Origin of the sequence: Bradyrhizobium sp. G127, assembly GCF_021502575.1 — a bacterium.
Lineage (GTDB): Bacteria > Pseudomonadota > Alphaproteobacteria > Rhizobiales > Xanthobacteraceae > Afipia.
In genome coordinates this window covers 2385175-2402145 of the sequence record NZ_JAKFGN010000001.1, presented here as the reverse complement: position 1 = coordinate 2402145, position 16971 = coordinate 2385175, and the positions used below count along the sequence as shown (strand labels likewise).

The 16971-nt window shown below is 62.2% G+C and carries 14 protein-coding genes; 7 read left to right on the top strand and 7 right to left on the bottom strand.

Going from position 1 to position 16971, the window contains the following annotated elements; translation table 11 throughout:
- Window positions 1-239: 239 nt before the first annotated feature.
- Together LVY71_RS11340 and LVY71_RS11335 are read right to left on the bottom strand one after the other, a co-directional pair.
- Window positions 240-692, bottom strand: a complete 453-nt coding sequence (locus LVY71_RS11340) for a DNA polymerase III subunit chi (RefSeq protein ID WP_235099860.1) — start codon at window positions 690-692, stop codon at window positions 240-242.
- Window positions 693-749: 57 nt separating this feature from the next.
- The gene (locus tag LVY71_RS11335) at window positions 750-2252 is read right to left on the bottom strand and encodes a leucyl aminopeptidase (protein WP_235099859.1); all 1503 of its coding nucleotides are present in this window, start codon (window positions 2250-2252) and stop codon (window positions 750-752) included.
- Window positions 2253-2735: 483 nt separating this feature from the next.
- Between LVY71_RS11335 and lptG the strand changes: the two genes are divergently transcribed.
- The 6 genes from lptG (at window position 2736) to LVY71_RS11305 (ending at window position 10398) form a co-directional block, all read left to right on the top strand.
- Entirely contained in the window at window positions 2736-3824 is a 1089-nt protein-coding gene (gene lptG / locus LVY71_RS11330) for an LPS export ABC transporter permease LptG (protein WP_235099858.1), read from the top strand.
- A 77-nt stretch (window positions 3825-3901) separates the two neighbouring features.
- A complete protein-coding gene (locus LVY71_RS11325) occupies window positions 3902-6298 on the top strand; it encodes an LPS-assembly protein LptD (RefSeq protein WP_235099857.1) in 2397 nt (798 codons plus the stop codon).
- 181 nt (window positions 6299-6479) lie between these two features.
- Window positions 6480-7418, top strand: a complete 939-nt coding sequence (locus tag LVY71_RS11320; protein WP_235099856.1) for a SurA N-terminal domain-containing protein — start codon at window positions 6480-6482, stop codon at window positions 7416-7418.
- A gap of 22 nt (window positions 7419-7440) precedes the next feature.
- Window positions 7441-8463: a 4-hydroxythreonine-4-phosphate dehydrogenase PdxA gene (pdxA, locus tag LVY71_RS11315; protein ID WP_235099855.1), complete on the top strand. Its 1023-nt coding sequence runs from the start codon at window positions 7441-7443 to the stop codon at window positions 8461-8463.
- The gene (rsmA, locus tag LVY71_RS11310) at window positions 8460-9326 is read left to right on the top strand and encodes a 16S rRNA (adenine(1518)-N(6)/adenine(1519)-N(6))-dimethyltransferase RsmA (protein ID WP_235099854.1); all 867 of its coding nucleotides are present in this window, start codon (window positions 8460-8462) and stop codon (window positions 9324-9326) included. The genes pdxA and rsmA overlap by 4 nt, the downstream gene beginning before the upstream one ends.
- 13 nt (window positions 9327-9339) lie before the next feature.
- Window positions 9340-10398: an alcohol dehydrogenase gene (locus LVY71_RS11305; RefSeq protein WP_235099853.1), complete on the top strand. Its 1059-nt coding sequence runs from the start codon at window positions 9340-9342 to the stop codon at window positions 10396-10398.
- Between the two features lie 8 nt (window positions 10399-10406).
- Here LVY71_RS11305 and LVY71_RS11300 read toward each other — a convergent pair whose 3' ends face one another.
- A complete protein-coding gene (locus tag LVY71_RS11300; RefSeq protein ID WP_235099852.1) occupies window positions 10407-11090 on the bottom strand; it encodes a spermidine synthase in 684 nt (227 codons plus the stop codon).
- A 215-nt stretch (window positions 11091-11305) separates the two neighbouring features.
- Here LVY71_RS11300 and LVY71_RS11295 point away from each other — a divergent pair, with 215 nt between their 5' ends.
- Complete coding sequence (locus LVY71_RS11295) at window positions 11306-12289, top strand: hypothetical protein (RefSeq protein WP_235099851.1); 984 nt, start codon at window positions 11306-11308, stop codon at window positions 12287-12289.
- Between the two features lie 121 nt (window positions 12290-12410).
- Here the strand turns inward: LVY71_RS11295 and gmk are convergent, their stop codons facing one another.
- The 4 genes from gmk to fabF form a co-directional block, all read right to left on the bottom strand.
- Window positions 12411-13067 carry a guanylate kinase gene (gmk, locus tag LVY71_RS11290; protein ID WP_235099850.1) on the bottom strand — a complete coding sequence of 219 codons (657 nt, stop codon included), beginning with the start codon at window positions 13065-13067 and terminating at the stop codon, window positions 12411-12413.
- 23 nt (window positions 13068-13090) lie between these two features.
- Window positions 13091-13978: a YicC/YloC family endoribonuclease gene (locus tag LVY71_RS11285; RefSeq protein ID WP_235099849.1), complete on the bottom strand. Its 888-nt coding sequence runs from the start codon at window positions 13976-13978 to the stop codon at window positions 13091-13093.
- Between the two features lie 83 nt (window positions 13979-14061).
- Complete coding sequence (gene mltG, locus LVY71_RS11280) at window positions 14062-15408, bottom strand: endolytic transglycosylase MltG (RefSeq protein ID WP_235099848.1); 1347 nt, start codon at window positions 15406-15408, stop codon at window positions 14062-14064.
- A gap of 190 nt (window positions 15409-15598) precedes the next feature.
- The gene (gene fabF, locus LVY71_RS11275; protein ID WP_235099847.1) at window positions 15599-16864 is read right to left on the bottom strand and encodes a beta-ketoacyl-ACP synthase II; all 1266 of its coding nucleotides are present in this window, start codon (window positions 16862-16864) and stop codon (window positions 15599-15601) included.
- Window positions 16865-16971: the final 107 nt, after the last annotated feature.

The following is a 16971-nucleotide window of genomic DNA, read 5'->3' as shown; positions in this document are numbered from 1 at the left end:
CGCATTCCGGAACCAGCTCAGCCTTAAGACAAATGCATAAACAATCATTTGCGTGTCGCGTTATCGAGAGAAGGGAACACCCGCCCGTCGCCGCCCGCAGTGCCTTGCACCATCCCTTTGCGGCACCATGGTGGCTAACCGCCGGTCAGGTCAACGAAAAAAGACTGTATTGTTAACGCAGACGGTCGCGGTATCCGCGCATGAGGAGCGGCTCTCGTCTCGGCGGTTGTGCATTCCGCTCACGCGCGCTTTTGCCATTTGCCGCGTTCATCGGTCTGCCAGTATGTCAGATCGAGCCCGCGCGACTTGCCGTCCGACCATGCGGCGCGCGCAGCGCCCAGCGCCTCGTCGTCATCCCCATTAAAAACCATGACGACCCGCTCATAGGTTGCGCAATCCTTGGGCAGCCCCGCGCTGTCGACGATGAACCTGACATTGGCGCTGTTGGGATTGCCGTCGTCCATGACAAGCACAACAGGCTGGCTCATCGCATCGATGTCGCGCCATGTCCCGTGCGGCAGAAACGAATCTTCGCGGTATGTCCACAAATGCGCATCGAGCGCGTCCGCGCGCTCCTCGGAACCTGTCTGCACCGCCACGCGCCACCCACGCTCAAGCGACTTCTCAAGCAGCGGCGGCAACACGCGCTCAAGCGTCGTGTCTTGCAGATGATAGAACAGAATTTCCGTCATCACGCCGATCCTCGAGTTGTCTCGCGGACAAGCGCAAAGGCCGCCCGCGAGTTTTGATTAGCGTTTCGCCTCGTAATGGTCCGCCACCAGCCGGTTGAGGAGGCGCACGCCATAGCCCGAGCCCCAACTGCGGCTGAGGTCCGATGCGGGAACGCCCATCGCCGTACCCGCGATGTCGAGATGCGCCCAAGGCGTGTCGTCGACAAAGCGTTGCAGGAACTGCGCGGCAGTGATCGAACCACCATTGCGGCTGCCGGTGTTCTTCATGTCGGCGAACTGCGAGTCGATCTGCTTGTCATATTCGGGACCGAGCGGCATCCGCCACACCCGCTCGCCGGTCTCCTGCCCGGCAGCGGTCAGGCGCTCCGCAAGCGTGTCGTTGTTGGAGAACATGCCTGCATATTCGACGCCGAGTGCGACCAGAATCGCACCTGTGAGCGTGGCCAGATCGACCATGAACCTGGGCTTGTGCTTCTTCGCCACGTACCAGAGCACATCGGCCAGCACGAGCCGGCCTTCGGCGTCGGTGTTGATGATTTCGATGGTCTGTCCCGACATCGAGGTCACGATGTCGCCGGGGCGCTGTGCGTTGCCGTCCGGCATGTTCTCCACGAGACCGATCGCGCCGACGACGTTGACCTTGGCTTTGCGGGCGGCGAGCGCGTGCATCAGGCCGACGACGCAGGCCGCGCCACCCATGTCACCCTTCATGTCTTCCATACTGCCGGCAGGCTTGATCGAAATGCCGCCTGTGTCGAAACACACACCCTTGCCGACGAATGCGATGGGCTGCTCACCCGCCTTGCCGCCGTTCCAGCGCATGATGACAGTGCGGCCGTCATGCTCCGATCCCTGAGAGACGCCGAGCAGTGCGCCCATGCCCAGTTTCTTCATGGCCGGAACGTCGAGTACCTCGACGCGGACGCCGAGCTTCCGCAATTGCGTCGCACGCCGCGCGAACTCCGCAGGAAACAGCACATTCGGCGGCTCGTTGACGAGCTCGCGCGCGATCAGCACGCCGTCCACAATGTGATTCTCGGGGCCGAAGGCCTTGCGCGCGGCGGCGACGTCCGCCACCGCGACCGAGAACTGCGCACGCAGCGGCGCGTTGTCGCCGTCCTTCTTCTTTGTTTTATAGCGGTCGAATCGATACGTCCGCAGACGGACACCGGTTGCAATCGCAGCCGCCTGCGATCCCTTCATCGCACCCGACGGAAGTTCTGCGAGAATTGTGACCGCTTCGGTGCCGGCTGAAATCTTGGCCGCGATCTTGCCGCCGAACTTGATGTAGTCGCTGTCCTTGAGCGCAGCGAGCTTGCCCACGCCGATGACGATCAAGCGTCCCGCCTTGAGCCCTTCCGGCGCCAGAATATCCAGTGCCGCACCGCTTTTCCCCTTGAACTGGTTGGCGATGGCCGCTCGCTTCACGGCGGAGGCGGTTGCCCCGAGCGCCTTTCCCGTTGCCGGGCCGAATTTCAGCGTGTCGTCGCAAAACACCACCAGAACGCCGCGGGGGGCAGCGGAAAACGGTACGAAGCCGACCTTGACGGCGTCGGTCATAAGCAAATCCTCCAAATCATCGCGGCTTGCGCAGCCAAGGGACCCGAATCCAGCAGGAATTTCGGATTCGGGACATGAGATAACCCACTATGGCGCTTTCCCGAAGGCGCTGCCAAGCGCACTGGCTTCGTGGCAAGCATGTCCCCGGTGCGGCCGGATTGAGCGTGAATCGCGTGGCCGGAAAGCCACGTCAAATGTTTTATTAACCACACTTTGCGCTCAGCCTCAGGTCAGCCATTTTGTTGACCGATCAAAGGGATGCTATGAAATAAGAATGTACCGGGAATATCGGCCCGCTGCCCTTGGGGGATCTCGCGAGAGATCTGGGCAAAAGGCCTAAACCGGCTGGAGTTTGGGGATATCACTGCCTGATGGGGTCGATCGACACCAGTGTTCTACGGACGGCTGCGCGGCCGTCCGCCGGGGTTTTTGCGTCCGCACGGCGGGGCCGGCGGCTGGCCGCGGCATGAGGCAGTCACGCGTATGGTAACGACGATTCTCGCCCGCTATTTCGCCGCACGTTTCGTGATCGCGTCACTCGCGACTTTCGCGGCGATCTTCTTTCTCGTGATCACTGTCGATTATATCGAACTGATGCGCCGCGCGAGCAGCCTGCCGAATGTGTCGGGCCTGTTCGTCGCGCAAACCGCCCTGTTCCGTGTTCCGCTGACGCTCGAAAAGCTGATGCCGTTCTGCATCATGATCGGCGCGATGGTCTCGTTCCTCGCTTTGTCGCGCCGGCTCGAACTGGTGATCGCGCGGGCTGCCGGTATCTCTGCTTGGCAGTTCACCGCGCCCGCTCTCATCAGCGCGCTTGTGCTCGGCGCGCTCGCAACCGCCGTCTACAATCCGGTGACGGCGGACATGCTGGAACGCGCGAAGGGAATGGAAACCAAGATCTTCACCGACGGAACACCGAGTGTTCAGGAGGGCGCAGGTTTCTGGATCAACCAGTCGACCAGCGAGGGGCAAAGTATCATCAATGCCGCCCGCAGTCAGGGACAAGGCACCCTGCTGACCGGCATGACCGTGTTCCGCTACGACTCGTCGGGGACTTTCCGAGAGAGAATTGAGGCCAGGGAAGCCGCCCTTGAGCCCGGCCGATGGGTCTTCAAGGGGGTCCGGCGTTACAAGCTCGAAAGCCCGGTGGTCGAGGAAGACACCTGGACGCTCAGCACCACTCTCACCCTGGCTCAGGTACGCAACAGCTTCTCCACCCCAGAAACTGTGTCATTTTGGCAACTCCCGGATTACATCAAATCGTCCGAGAACTCGGGACAGGCCACAGCCGGTTACCGCCTCCAGTACCAGAAACTGATCGCGCGCCCGTTTTTGCTGGCCGCAATGGTGCTGCTCGCGGCCGCTGTAAGCCTGCGCTTCTTCCGCTTCGGCGGCGTGCAAAAGATGGTTTTAAGTGGCGTTGCAGCAGGGTTTCTGCTCTATGTCCTGTCGAAAGTAACCGATGATTTGAGCAAGGCCGAGTTGATGCATCCGCTCGCTGCCGCGTGGCTGCCCGTCTGCGTGGGCGGCCTCTCGGGATTTCTAGCCTTGCTGTACCAGGAGGACGGGTAGTGGCCGTTGTCGCCGCCCTCCAAGGACGGACGCCTGCGTTCAGGCGGCGCATTCGCTTGCGCCGTCAAAGCTTCGTCATGTCTGCCGTTCTGGGACTTTGCCTGTCAGTTGGGCTGGGCGACGCGGTGACCACGCCGGCCGCAGCACAGCAATCTTACCGCTACAACCCCCTGCCCCCGAGACCGCCGAAGCCGGCACGTCCTCCGAGCAGTGACGGGCAGATGCTCGTGCAGGCGACCGAGGTCAATTACGACTACAACAACTCTCGTGTCGCAGCGGTCGGCAGTGTCCAGATCTATTTCCACGGAGCGACGCTGGAAGCTGACAAGGTCATCTACGACCAGAAGACCAAGCGCCTCCATGCCGAAGGCAACGTCCGGTTGACCGATTCCGACGGCAAGATCACCTACGCCAACATGCTCGACCTGTCCGACGACTATCGCGACGGCTTTGTCGATTCACTGCGGCTGGACACCGCGGACCAGACCCGCATGGCGGCGACGCGCGCGGATCGCACCAACGGCGACGTCACGGTCTTCCAGAACGGCGTCTATACCGCCTGCGCGGCCTGTAAAGACAATCCGAAGAAGCCGCCGCTGTGGCAGGTCAAGGGCGCGCGCATCATTCACAACCAGACCGAGAAGATGCTGTACTTCGAGGATGCGCGGCTGGAATTCTTCGGTCAGCCGATTGCATTCCTGCCATACTTCTCGACGCCTGACCCGACGGTCAAGCGCAAGAGCGGCTTTTTGATTCCGAACTACTCCTCCAGCACGCGCTACGGTGTCGGCCTCGAAGTGCCCTACTACTTCGCGCTGGCTCCGGACTACGACGCAACAGTGACGCCGCGCTACACCACCAAGCAGGGCCTGCTGCTGCAGGGCGAATTCCGCCAGCGCCTCCTCAACGGCGCTTACGAAATCCGCGGCTACGGCATCCGGCAGAACGATCAGGGGCAGTTCAACGCCGAGCCCGGCGATCGCGAATTCCGCGGAGGCATTGATACCAAAGGCCAGTTTGCACTGAACGACAAATGGGTCTGGGGCTGGGATGCGGTTGCAGTCTCGGACAAGTCGTTCTTCTACGACTACAATCTCGGTCCTTACAAAAACGCGCTCAATGCTTTCCTGCTGACCCCCGATACGGGTCTCTCGCAGATTTACCTGACCGGCGTCGGCAACCGCAGCTATTTCGACGCCCGGGTGATGCACTTCCTTGGCTACTCGGCGGCGGACGACCAGAGCCAGATTCCGATCGTTCACCCCGTGATCGATTATTCGAACGTGCTCAACCGCAACGTGCTGGGTGGCGAATTCAGCTACAAGGCGAACTTCACCAGCTTGAGCCGCCAGACGGCGTCGTTCGATGCCATCAACCCGACTGCGCTGCTTGCCGGATCGTGCCTGCCGAGCGCAAACTCCGCCGTCAAGACTCCCGCGAATTGCCTGCTGCGCGGTATTCCGGGCGACTACACACGGCTGACCGCGGAGGTCTCATGGCGGCGGTCATTCACCGACTCCATCGGCCAGATCTTCACGCCGTTCGCGTCGCTGCGCGGAGACCTGATCAGCGCCAACATCGACAATCAGCCCGGCGTTGCCAACTACCTGCCGGTCGGCTCCACGCAGACTGCGCGCCTTATGCCGACAGTCGGTGTCGAATACCGCTATCCGTTCATCAACGTGCAGCCGTGGGGCACCACGACAATTGAGCCGATCGGCCAGTTGATTATCCGACCCAATGAACCCAGCGCAGGCCGTCTGCCCAACGAAGATGCGCAGAGCTTTACCTTCGACGACAGCAATCTCTTCAGTGTCGACAAATTCTCCGGCTACGACCGCGTGGAAGGCGGCGGCAGGGCCAATGTCGGCGTTCAGGCGACGACGCAGTTCGACCGCGGCGGCTTCATCAACGTGCTGTTCGGACAATCTTACCAGTTGTTCGGCCTGAATTCCTTCGCTATGCAGGATCTGACCAATACCAGCCTCGGCAGCGGTCTCGACAAGAACCGCTCCGATTACGTCGCGCGTATCGCCTATCAGCCGAACAGGATCTACAGCCTGATCGCCCGCACCCGGCTCGACGAGGCAACGGGGGTCGTGCGGCGCTTCGAACTCGAAGGCAGGGCCAACTTCGACCGTTTCGGCGTGAGCCTGCTCTATGGCAACTATGACGCGCAGCCAGAGCTCGGCTTCCTCACACGCCGCGAAGGCATCGTGGCGACCGGATCGGTCAAGGTAGCCACCAACTGGGTGCTGTCGGGCGCGCTGCGCTACGACATCACCAATCAAACGATCAATCAGTACATCGTGGGTGCGGGGTATGTGGACGACTGCTTCATCATTGCAGCGAACTACATCACCGATTACGCCTATACCTCGGCGAGCTACACCAGTCCGGTTACCGATCACCGTATCATGCTGCAAATCGGCCTGCGCACCATTGGCGCCAGTTCGTTCAATACGTCGCAGTAGTAGTGGTGCTCCGGGGTAACTGGATAGCGCGGCCAAGGCGATTGCAGGTTTCGGGGCTTGTCCGCCATTGCGGCGGAATTCGCCTCTGGTTGACGGGACGCGCGCATTACCGCCGCAAACTCAGGGTTGATACTGCGAGGTGCACGCTGGAACCTCCAACCTGGCCACAACGAGCTTGATCATGATCGCGACCTTTTTCCTTCGCTACGCACGGGCGGTCTCACTTGCCGCCGCGTTGCTCATCGCATCGGGTTACGGATCCGGCCTAATGGCCCAGTCCGTTGCAGCGATGGTGAATGGCGAGGCCATTACCAATTTCGACATCGACCAGCGCATCAAGCTGACGACGCTGACCACCCGCAAGACGCCATCGCGCCAAGAGGCTCTCGAAGATCTGATCAACGACAAGGTCAAGATCAAGGAAGGCAAGAAGTATGGCCTCGACCTGTCGGCATCCGACGTCGACGGCGCGTTCGGAAACATGGCATCGCGCATGCGCATGAACACCGATCAGCTCGTGAAGACGCTGGAAGGCCACGGCATTCGTCCCGAGACGCTCAAGCTGCGCATCAGGGCGGACATGACATGGGGCAATCTGGTGCGCGGCAGATTCCAGTCCAGCTTCATTGTGCCTGAGAAAGATCTCGCTGGCGTCGGCGAGGCGTCCGGCGACAAGCCGGAGACCGAAAGCTTTGAATACCTCGTCCGCCCGATCGTTCTGATCGTGCCGCGCGGCTCGGCTCCGTCCGTTATCGAGGCACGCCGCAAGGAAGCGGAACTGCTTCGCAACCGAATCCAGTCCTGCGACGAAGCGCAGGAACTTTTCCGCGCGATGCGTGACGCGGCGATCCGCGATCAGCTCACCAAAACATCGGCTGACCTGCCGCCGAACCTCCGCGAACTGCTCGACAAAACCCCGATCGGCAAGCTGACGCCGCCGGAAGTCACCAAGCAGGGTGTCGAGATGGTGGCGTTGTGCAGCCGCAAGCCCACCAAGGCCGACACGCCGGCCAAGCGGGCCGCCCGCGAGAAGATTTACAACGAGAAATACGAAGCCAAATCCAAGTCGTACCTGCAGGAAGTCCGCAAGGGCTCCATGATCGAAATCCGCAACAAGTGAGTACAACGGCGGCATCGCGGCCATGACCGGAGCCACTACGACCAAGGTATTGGCGCTGACGATCGGCGAGCCCGCGGGCATCGGCCCCGACATCGCCATCGCAGCGTGGTTGAAGCGGCGCGAACTCGACCTTCCCGCGTTCTACCTGATCGGCGACGGCGCATTCGTCATGGAGCGCGCCCGCACGCTGGGCGTTAGTATCGAGACCGCCGAAGCCAGTGCAGAGGAAGCTCACGGAATTTTTGCCGATGCGCTTCCTGTTGTGGCAACGGGCGTCAAAGCGACGGCAAAGCCCGGCCGGCCCGACGACAGCAGCGCGCAGGTTGCGATCGCATCGATCCGTCACGCCGTCGCCGACGTGATCGAAGGACGCGCCGGCGCCATCGTCACCAATCCGATCGCCAAGAGCGTGCTGTACCGGGCAGGCTTCTCGCATCCGGGCCACACCGAATTCCTGGCGCAACTCGCAGCAGCCGTCGGCGGCACGGTCCCGCATCCGGTGATGATGCTGTGGTCGCCGGAATTGGCGGTCGTGCCGGTGACCATCCATCTGCCGCTGCGCGACGCCATCGCGCAACTCACCACGGAACTGATCGTGAAGACCGGACGCATCGTCGCGGCGGATCTGACGGCCCGGCTCGGGATCGCCCGCCCGCGCCTTGCAATCTCGGGGCTCAATCCGCATGCCGGCGAAGACGGCTCGCTCGGGCGAGAGGATATTGAAATCATCGCCCCCGCCGTGGCCACCTTGCACAATGACGGCATCGACGTTCGTGGACCGCTGCCTGCCGACACCATGTTTCACGAAGCCGCGCGCAAGACGTACGATTGCGCGATCTGCATGTATCACGATCAGGCGCTGATCCCGATCAAGACCATCGCATTCGATGACGGCGTCAACGTGACGCTGGGTCTGCCGTTTATCCGCACCTCGCCGGATCACGGCACGGCGTTCGACATCGCGGGCACCGGCCGCGCCAGCCCATCGAGCCTGATCGCGGCGCTCCGCCTTGCGGCGCGCATGGTGGCGGCGTCCGGGGCATGAGCGCCATCGACGATCTGCCGCCGCTCAGCGACGTCATCCGGCGTCATGAACTGTCGGCGCGAAAATCGCTCGGCCAGAATTTCCTGCTTGATCTCAATCTTACATCAAGGATTGCGCGCGCCGCAGCACCGCTCGAAGGCGCGACCATCGTGGAAATCGGTCCCGGTCCCGGCGGGCTGACTCGCGCCCTGCTCGCGCAAGGCGTCAAACGCGTCATTGCGGTGGAGCGCGACGAGCGCGCCATTCCCGCTCTCGAAGAAATTTCGCAACACTATCCCGGCCGGCTGACCATCGTGAATGCCGACGCGATGACGTTCGATCCGCGCCAACATCTCAATGGCGAGCGCGCCAAGATCGTCGCCAACCTGCCCTATAACATCGCCACCGTCCTGCTGATTGACTGGCTGAGCGCCGAACCGTGGCCGCCGTGGTACGACATGATGGTGCTGATGTTTCAGCGCGAAGTGGCCGAGCGAATCGTCGCCCGCGAAAACGACGAGGCCTATGGCCGTCTCGGCGTGCTGTCGAACTGGCGTGCGGAAACGAAAATATTGTTCGACATCGCGCCCGGCGCTTTCGTGCCGCCGCCCAAGGTCACGTCATCAGTGGTGCGGCTGATTCCACGCGTGGCACCCGAACCCTGCGATCGCCGCATGCTGGAGCGCGTCGCTGCCGCGGCCTTCGGTCAGCGCCGGAAGATGCTGCGGCAGAGCCTGAAGTCGCTCAGCGTCGATCCGGCGCTGCTGGCCGCCGCGGCGGGCGTCGATCCCACGCGACGCGCGGAGACCATTCCGGTGTCCGGATTTGTTGCCATGGCGCGGGAATTGACCAATATGCAAAGTGCAAAAACAAAGATGCCCTAGGGGAGAAACTGAAATGGCCGTCCTGCGTCGCCAGTCGATTGTGAAATTCGATGCTCCGCTCTGCGAAACCATCGCGGAGACCCCGAAGCCGCAAGGCCGGGAAGTGCTGGTGAGGATCGAGCGCTGCGGCCTGTGCCATTCCGACCTGCACATTCAGGATGGCTACGCTGATCTGGGCAACGGCAAGAAACTCGATACCACCAAGGGCATGACGCTGCCGTTCACGCTCGGGCACGAAATCGCAGGCGTCGTCGATGAAGTCGGCCCTGACGTCGACAAGGCGCTGATCGGGAAAAAGAAGGCGGTGTTTCCGTGGATCGGCTGCGGCCAGTGCCGCGATTGCCTCAACGGTGACGAGAACCTGTGCGTGCGCAACCGCTATCTCGGCGTCGCGATCGACGGCGGATTCGCCAGTCACGTGCTGGTGCCGGACGTGAAATATCTGCTCGACTACGATCCCCTGCCCGTCAATGTCGCCGCAACGCTGATGTGCTCCGGCGTTACCGCCTACGGCGCTTTGAAGCGTCATCTCGGACGCCCACACGAGCGCAATATGCTGCTGATCGGGCTCGGCGGCGTCGGCATGATGGGTCTCTCGTTTGCACAAGCCATGTTCAAACAGCCGATTTCCGTGGCTGACCTCAGCGCAACGGCGCGCGAGACTGCCCTGAAGAATGGCGCGGCGGTCGCCTATGACCCATCCGAACCCGACATCGTCAAGCGCATCCTGAAGGAAACCGGGGGCGGCTTCGACGAGGTGGTTGATTTCGCGGGCAACGAGAAGTCGATGGCATTTGCAATGGGTGTACTGGCGCGCGGCGGCAAGATCGTGGTGTCCGGCCTGATGGGCGGCAATTTCAGTATCCCGATGGTGCAATGGGTTTACAAGCGCATGACCATCGAGGGTTTCATCACCGGCACCTTGGCGGAAGCGAACGAACTGATGGCGCTGGCCCGCGCGGGCAAGATCAAGCCGACGCCGATGAAGGAAGAGCCGATGGCCGACGTCCAGAAATGGATCGACCAGTTACGCGCCGGCAAGGTGGTCGGCCGCATCATGCTGACGAACTGAGCAAACAGCTATTTCACCTTATCGGGTCTCATCGCCATCCAGATCATGTGGCGCGCGCCGCTGCGTGATCCGGTGGCGCGGATCGGAACCTCATCCACGCCGAAACCCGCCTTGCGCAGCCGCTGGGTAAAACGCGCATCGGGTCCCGACGACCACACCGCCATCACGCCGCCGGGGCGCAGCGCCGCGCGTGCAGCGGTCAGTCCTTTCAGATCGTAAAGTGCATCGTTGGCTTCACGGGTCAGACCTTCGGGACCGTTATCGACGTCGAGCAGGATGATATCGTAAGCCGCAGGATCTGAACGGATCAGATGGCTGACGTCCTTCTGAACGATGCTGACGCGCGGGTCCTTTAAACTGTCGCCAAACATCTCCGCCATCGCGCCCCGCGCCCAGGCCACCACCTCAGGCACCAGTTCGGCAACAATAATCTTGGCGTCGGACCCAAGCACGGCAAGCGCGGCGCGCAATGTAAATCCCATGCCGAGACCGCCGATCAGCATGCGCGGCTTCGCACGCGTCTGAATCCGTCTCCAGGCGAGCGTTGCGAGCGCCTGCTCCGATCCACTGAGACGACTGTTCATTAACTCGTTCTGGCCGAGCTTAATGGAAAACTCCGCACCTCTGCGCATCAGGCGAAGTTCGCCGCCGCCCGGCACTTGCGCGGTATCCAGCAATTCCCAAGGGATCAAGATTCATTCCTTAAACAGCGGAGCAAGCGCGCGGATTGCACGCGCAAAGACGTGTGCTCTCGTTACACCAAACGGGTTCCGCAACGCCACAATTGCAAGCTGAACGCACGCCCGAATGTTGCCTTGGCCTGTCCGAATTTGCGGCCTATTGCGACCCAACTTGTCCCCGACAACCCGCAAAGGGAATTGGTTCCGTGTTGCGTCAGGGGGACAGAATGTCAAACCGAAACGGCATCATAGCGTCGGCCATCGCCGTCAGCTTCGTGTCATTCATCAGCGTCACATCGATGCCGGCAAGCGCCGAACCGGCTGCGGAAAGCGAATGTCTCGCGGCGCCGAAAGCGGCGACGCCTGCAGGAGCCCACTGGTACTACCGCCTCGAGAAAGGCACCAAGCGTAAATGCTGGTATCTCTCCGATGCAGGCGCGAAGGTGAAACAGGCTGCGGATACGACTTCACCGCCGGCAGCGGCAGAACCGGACGTGGCCCCGCCGCCGAAGAAGATGCAAAAATCGCTGGCGAATGCCCGCGCCGAATTGAGAACGGATTCGCCTGACGAAGATAAATCCCTCGCGGAATCGACATGGCCGCCGCTGACGCAGCCCTCGGCCGAGGCCGTCCGCGACGACAATCAAGCGGCGGCGATGCGACCCGGCTCCGAACCCTCCACCATCCAGGACTCGGACATCGCCGCGCGCTGGCCGGAGCCGACCGCCGCCTCGGCAGAAAGTCAATCGAACATGAGCGGAGCAGGACCTGCGCAGCCTGCGCCCGCGCTGACGCCGGATCGTCTGGTCATGGCGGCTGCGACAACGCCAGCGCCCACCGCAACGACTGCGGCGACGGCGACACCGCCGCACAGCCCGGCCCAGCCCATCAACCCATCAACCGACGACGGGACCTTTTCCATCCGGATCTTGCTGAGCGTGCTGGTCTGCGCGCTGGCTCTGGCTGCCATCATCGGCCCGATGATCTTCAAATACATCTGGCCCCAGTCGCGCAAGGACAGCCGCGGGTCCGGGCCGCGCCGTCCGATCTGGGACATGGAGATTTCCCGAGAAACAGTCCGGCAGGACAACCCGCCGCCGACGTCCCGGGTGCATTACGCGGACGCCCCGCCCGAACCGCGCGTGCTCGACGAAGCCGTCGATGAACTTGAGGAGTTGCTGGCGCGGGCGTCAAGGCGTCCGGCGGCATAGGTGCAATCAGTTTATCCACTACGTGGCGTCATTGCGAGCGAAGCGAAGCAATCCAGCTTTGAGATCAAAGAACTGGATTGCTTCGTCGCAAGTGCTCCTCGCAATGACGAGATAAGCTCCGTCACTTCTCCAACTGCTTCTGCAACTCGCGCACGAAGGCCGACAGGCCGGTCTGGCGCTCGCGCTTGAGCCGCTCAGCCTTCAGGATGGTGACGACCTGCGAATAGGCCTCGTCGATCTGGTTGTTGATGACGACGTAGTCGTATTCCGCCCAGTGGCTAAGCTCATGGCTGGCGCGGCTCATGCGCCCCGCGATCACTTCATCGGAATCCTGCGCGCGGGTATGCAGTCGCTTTTCGAGATCGGCTGCGGACGGCGGCAGGATGAAAACACTGACCACATCGTCACGCGCTTTCTCACGCAGTTGCTGCGTGCCCTGCCAGTCGATGTCGAACAGCACGTCATGGCCCGAAGACAGCGCATCCTCGACCCGCTTGCGCGGCGTGCCGTAGGAATTATCGAACACGGTTGCATGTTCGAGCAGTTCGCCGCCCTTCACCATGGCGTCGAATTTCGCCTTGTCGATGAAGTGATAATGCTCGCCGTCAACCTCGCCAGGCCGCATCGGACGGGTGGTGACCGACACCGACATGCTGAGACCCGGCATCTTCTCGATCAGCATGCGCGCCAGCGTGGATTTTCCGGCACCGGAAGGCGACGACAGCACGAACATCAGCCCGCGCCGCTCAACGCCTCTCAAGGTGCCCCCCGCCGTCATGACCTGATCCCCGCTTCCAGCCGCTATTCCAGATTCTGAACCTGTTCGCGAAACTGCTCCACCACATTCTTCATCTCGAGTCCGGTGTTGGTCAGTTCGATGTCATTCGACTTCGAGCAGGTGGTGTTCACTTCGCGGTTGAATTCCTGGGCAAGGAAATCCAGCCGCCGCCCCACCGCGCCGCCCTTGCCGAGCAGTTCACGCGCTTGCGCCACATGCGAGGCGATGCGATCGAGTTCTTCGCGAATGTCTGCCTTGGCCGCGATCATGATCGCTTCCTGGCTGAGGCGATCCGGATCGAAACGGTCGGAGGTATCGAGCAATTCTGCAATCTGCTCAGCGAGCCGCGCCTTGATCGCTTCCGGCTTACGGCCGGGAGCGGCTTCGGCGCGCCTGGCGAGACGCTCGATCTCGTCCATGCGCTGCGCAAGAATCTGGCCGAGCGCAACACCCTCACGTTTGCGCATATCGATCAGGCTTTGCAGTGCCTCTTCGAAGGCGGCCGAGACGGCGGCGCGGGCGGCCTGCAATTCAGCCTCATCGCTCTCCGGCTCGACAACCTCGATCACGCCCTTGATTCCGAGCAAACCGTCCACGCTGGGCGCGACGGCATCGGTCCGGGCAGAGATTTCGGCGGCAACTTTCAGGATCGACGACAAGACCTCGTCGTTGATGCGAACGATGGACCCCGCGCCGGTTCGTTTGACGGACAGGTTGGCATAGACGGTGCCGCGGGAGAGCAACTCGGTCGCACGCTTGCGCGTGGGTGCTTCGATGTCATCCCATCCCGGCGGCAGCCGCATGCGGAAGTCGAAGCCCTTGGCGTTGACGGATTTCAATTCCCATTCGAACGCATAGGGTCCGCTGGTGCCGTGGCTTCGCGCAAAGCCGGTCATGCTCGACAGCGCCATCGCGAAAGGATCTCCATCAACCTCGGGGAACGACGCTCAGCTTGTCCCCGAAATCGGGAGAGCGCGCAAGAGATCGCCGAAAGCTACTGCGTCTTCTCTTCTTCAGGCTCGGCTTCGGCTGGGGCCGCGGCGGGAGTGCGTCTGGCGGTCCGTTTGCGCGCGGCGCCATCGGCCGCAGGCTCGGTCGCGATGATGCTCGCCGGCGCTGATGCCCGTGGCGCGGTGCCCTTCGGAGCAGCCTTAGGCGCCGCCGCCGGTTTGGCGGGAGCGGTGGCGGCCGGCGCCGTTGCAGCGGGCGCAGCCGGTGTCGCCGCGACCGGCTGGTCGTCGGCTTCAACCGTGTCGTTCTGCTGCTGGCGCTCCATCGCGCGCAGCTTCGCAACGCCCTTCTGATGCTGGTCGTAGGTTTCCGTGAAAGTATGACCGCCGGTGCCGTCGGCGACGAAGAACAGGTCACGGGTGCGCGCGGGATTGGCGGTGGCCTCCAGCGAGGCGCGTCCGGGGTTGGCGATCGGTCCCGGCGGCAGCCCGTCGATCACGTATGTATTGTATGGCGACGGCTGCTGGATCTCGCTGCGCTTGATTGGCCGGCCGAGCGTGCCCTTGCCGCCGACGAGACCATAGATGATGGTCGGATCGGATTGCAGCTTGATGCGCTGGCGCAGGCGATTGGTGAACACTGCGGCGACGCGGCTGCGTTCGTCCGCCTTGCCGGTTTCCTTTTCGACGATGGAAGCGAGCGTCACGAGCTGCTCGGGGGAGCGGACCGGAATGTCGGGATTGCGCCGTGCCCAGACGTCGGCGAGCACGCGCTTCTGCGCCTGCTGCATCCGCTGGATCACCTGATCGCGCGGCGTACCGCGGGGAAAGTTATAGGTGTCAGGCAGCAACGTGCCCTCGCGCGGCTGTTCCTTCAGTGAGCCCGCGAAAATATCGTTGTCCTGAATCCGGGCGACGATCTGCTCCGATGTGAGCCCTTCGGGAATTGTGATGGAATGCTGCACCACCTTGCCTTCAACGATGGTGTTGATGACGTCACGCAGGCTGGCGTTCTTCTGGAACAGATATTCGCCGGACTTGAGGCCGGACCGCGCATTGAGTGCGAGAACGCTGCCGATAAAGGTCCAGCGGTCGGCCGTAATCACGCCGTTGCGTTGAAGAATGTCACCGATGTCGGTCATGCCGGCACGCGGCGGAATATTGACGACCTTGTCCTCGGCGAGCGGACCTTTGGTCTCGATGGTCTTCTTGCCGTAGAAAAACACACCGCCCACCAGCAGCATCGCGACGATCAGGAACGTCATGATGGCATTGCCGACGACGACGAATGTATTGCGGGCGCGCTGCGAATGTTTCGGCGGCTGCGGCACCTGCTCGGGCTCGAGCGCCGCGCGCGGACTTCGGGGCGCAATGGGTGGTCTTTGGCTCATCGAAGCAACCTAAAATCCTGCCGGCCGATTAGTGTCGTTGTTTCAGTATTATACGTGGGCCCGTGAGACAAATTATGTCCGAATACGGCAAAACCTTGAAAACAGTTTCTTTCGCCTCGCCCGTATCGATCCTTATATCCTTGCCGCACGGACTGCGCGCAAAACAGCAAGGGCAATCATTGGAAACAGTCTAGTTCGCCAAGCGACGGAGGATTAGCGATGCATTGGTCCCGCCGAAACCGAACGAGTTCGAGAGAGCAACGTTAATTTCGCGCGGCCTCGCCTTTTTCGGCACAAGATCAATCGCGGTCTCGACGGATGGATTATCGAGATTGATCGTCGGCGGCGCGACGTTATCCCGAATCGCCAGGATACTGAAGATGGCCTCGATCGCGCCGGCCGCGCCGAGCAGATGCCCGGTCGAGGATTTGGTCGAGGACATCGACACCTTGGAGGCGGCATTGCCGAGCAGGCGCTGGGCTGCGCCGAGTTCGATCTCGTCCCCGAGCGGCGTCGAGGTGCCGTGGGCATTGATGTAGTCGATGTCTGATGCCGTCATGCCGGCGCGCTTCATCGCCATGCCCATGCAGCGGAACGCGCCGTCGCCGTCTTCGGCGGGCGCGGTGATGTGATAGGCGTCGCCGGTCAGGCCGTAGCCTACGACCTCAGCGTAAATCTTTGCGCCGCGCTTTTTCGCGTGCTCGTATTCCTCGAGCACCACGATGCCCGCGCCTTCGCCCATCACGAAACCATCGCGATCCTTATCGTAGGGCCGCGACGCGATGGTGGGATTGTCGTTGAACTTGGTGGCCATCGCGCGCAGCGCGCAGAAGCCGCCCATGGCCAGACGGTTGACGGCCGACTCGGCCCCGCCGGCCACCATCACGTCGGCGTCGCCGAAGGCGATCAGGCGGCTGGCATCACCGATGGCGTGCGCGCCGGTCGAGCAGGCGGTGACGACCGCGTGGTTCGGCCCCTTGAGACCGTGTTTGATCGAGACGTAGCCGGACGCGAGATTGATAAGGCGGCCTGGAATGAAGAACGGCGACAGCTTGCGCGGTCCCCGCTCCTTCAGGATCACGGCGGCTTCGCCGATGCCTTCGACGCCGCCGATTCCCGAACCGATCATGGTGCCGGTGGCGCAGCGTTCTTCCTCGGTACTCGGATGCCAGTTGGCGTCATCGAGCGCCTGGGTCGCGGCAGCCATCGCGAAGATGATGAAATCGTCGACCTTGCGCTGTTCCTTCGGCTCCATCCACTGGTCAGGATTGAAGGTGCCATCGGCACCGTCACCACGCGGAACCATGCAGGCGATCTGGCAGGTGAGGTCAGAAACCTCGAATTTCTCGATACGGCTGGCGCCGCTGTCGCCGTTGAGGATGCGTTTCCAGGTCGGCTCAACGCCATTGGCGAGCGGCGAAACCATGCCTAGGCCCGTGACGACAACCCGCCTCATACTTCCATCTCCGGCTTGATCGGCGACGCCCCGCAGCCCGCTAACAGGCCATACCACTAAAACAGCAAGACGGCGGGCCGTTCAATCACAACCCGCCGCGTGTCGTC

What these genes read in the sequence shown, in the direction of transcription:
- LVY71_RS11340 (WP_235099860.1), bottom strand. Translation starts at nt 692, where the DNA reads ATGACGGAAATTCTGTTCTATCATCTGCAAGACACGACGCTTGAGCGC.
- LVY71_RS11335 (WP_235099859.1), bottom strand. Translation starts at nt 2,252, where the DNA reads ATGACCGACGCCGTCAAGGTCGGCTTCGTACCGTTTTCCGCTGCCCCC.
- lptG (WP_235099858.1), top strand. Translation starts at nt 2,736, where the DNA reads ATGGTAACGACGATTCTCGCCCGCTATTTCGCCGCACGTTTCGTGATC.
- LVY71_RS11325 (WP_235099857.1), top strand. Translation starts at nt 3,902, where the DNA reads ATGTCTGCCGTTCTGGGACTTTGCCTGTCAGTTGGGCTGGGCGACGCG.
- LVY71_RS11320 (WP_235099856.1), top strand. Translation starts at nt 6,480, where the DNA reads ATGATCGCGACCTTTTTCCTTCGCTACGCACGGGCGGTCTCACTTGCC.
- pdxA (WP_235099855.1), top strand. Translation starts at nt 7,441, where the DNA reads ATGACCGGAGCCACTACGACCAAGGTATTGGCGCTGACGATCGGCGAG.
- rsmA (WP_235099854.1), top strand. Translation starts at nt 8,460, where the DNA reads ATGAGCGCCATCGACGATCTGCCGCCGCTCAGCGACGTCATCCGGCGT.
- LVY71_RS11305 (WP_235099853.1), top strand. Translation starts at nt 9,340, where the DNA reads ATGGCCGTCCTGCGTCGCCAGTCGATTGTGAAATTCGATGCTCCGCTC.
- LVY71_RS11295 (WP_235099851.1), top strand. Translation starts at nt 11,306, where the DNA reads ATGTCAAACCGAAACGGCATCATAGCGTCGGCCATCGCCGTCAGCTTC.
- gmk (WP_235099850.1), bottom strand. Translation starts at nt 13,067, where the DNA reads ATGACGGCGGGGGGCACCTTGAGAGGCGTTGAGCGGCGCGGGCTGATG.
- LVY71_RS11285 (WP_235099849.1), bottom strand. Translation starts at nt 13,978, where the DNA reads ATGGCGCTGTCGAGCATGACCGGCTTTGCGCGAAGCCACGGCACCAGC.
- mltG (WP_235099848.1), bottom strand. Translation starts at nt 15,408, where the DNA reads ATGAGCCAAAGACCACCCATTGCGCCCCGAAGTCCGCGCGCGGCGCTC.
- fabF (WP_235099847.1), bottom strand. Translation starts at nt 16,864, where the DNA reads ATGAGGCGGGTTGTCGTCACGGGCCTAGGCATGGTTTCGCCGCTCGCC.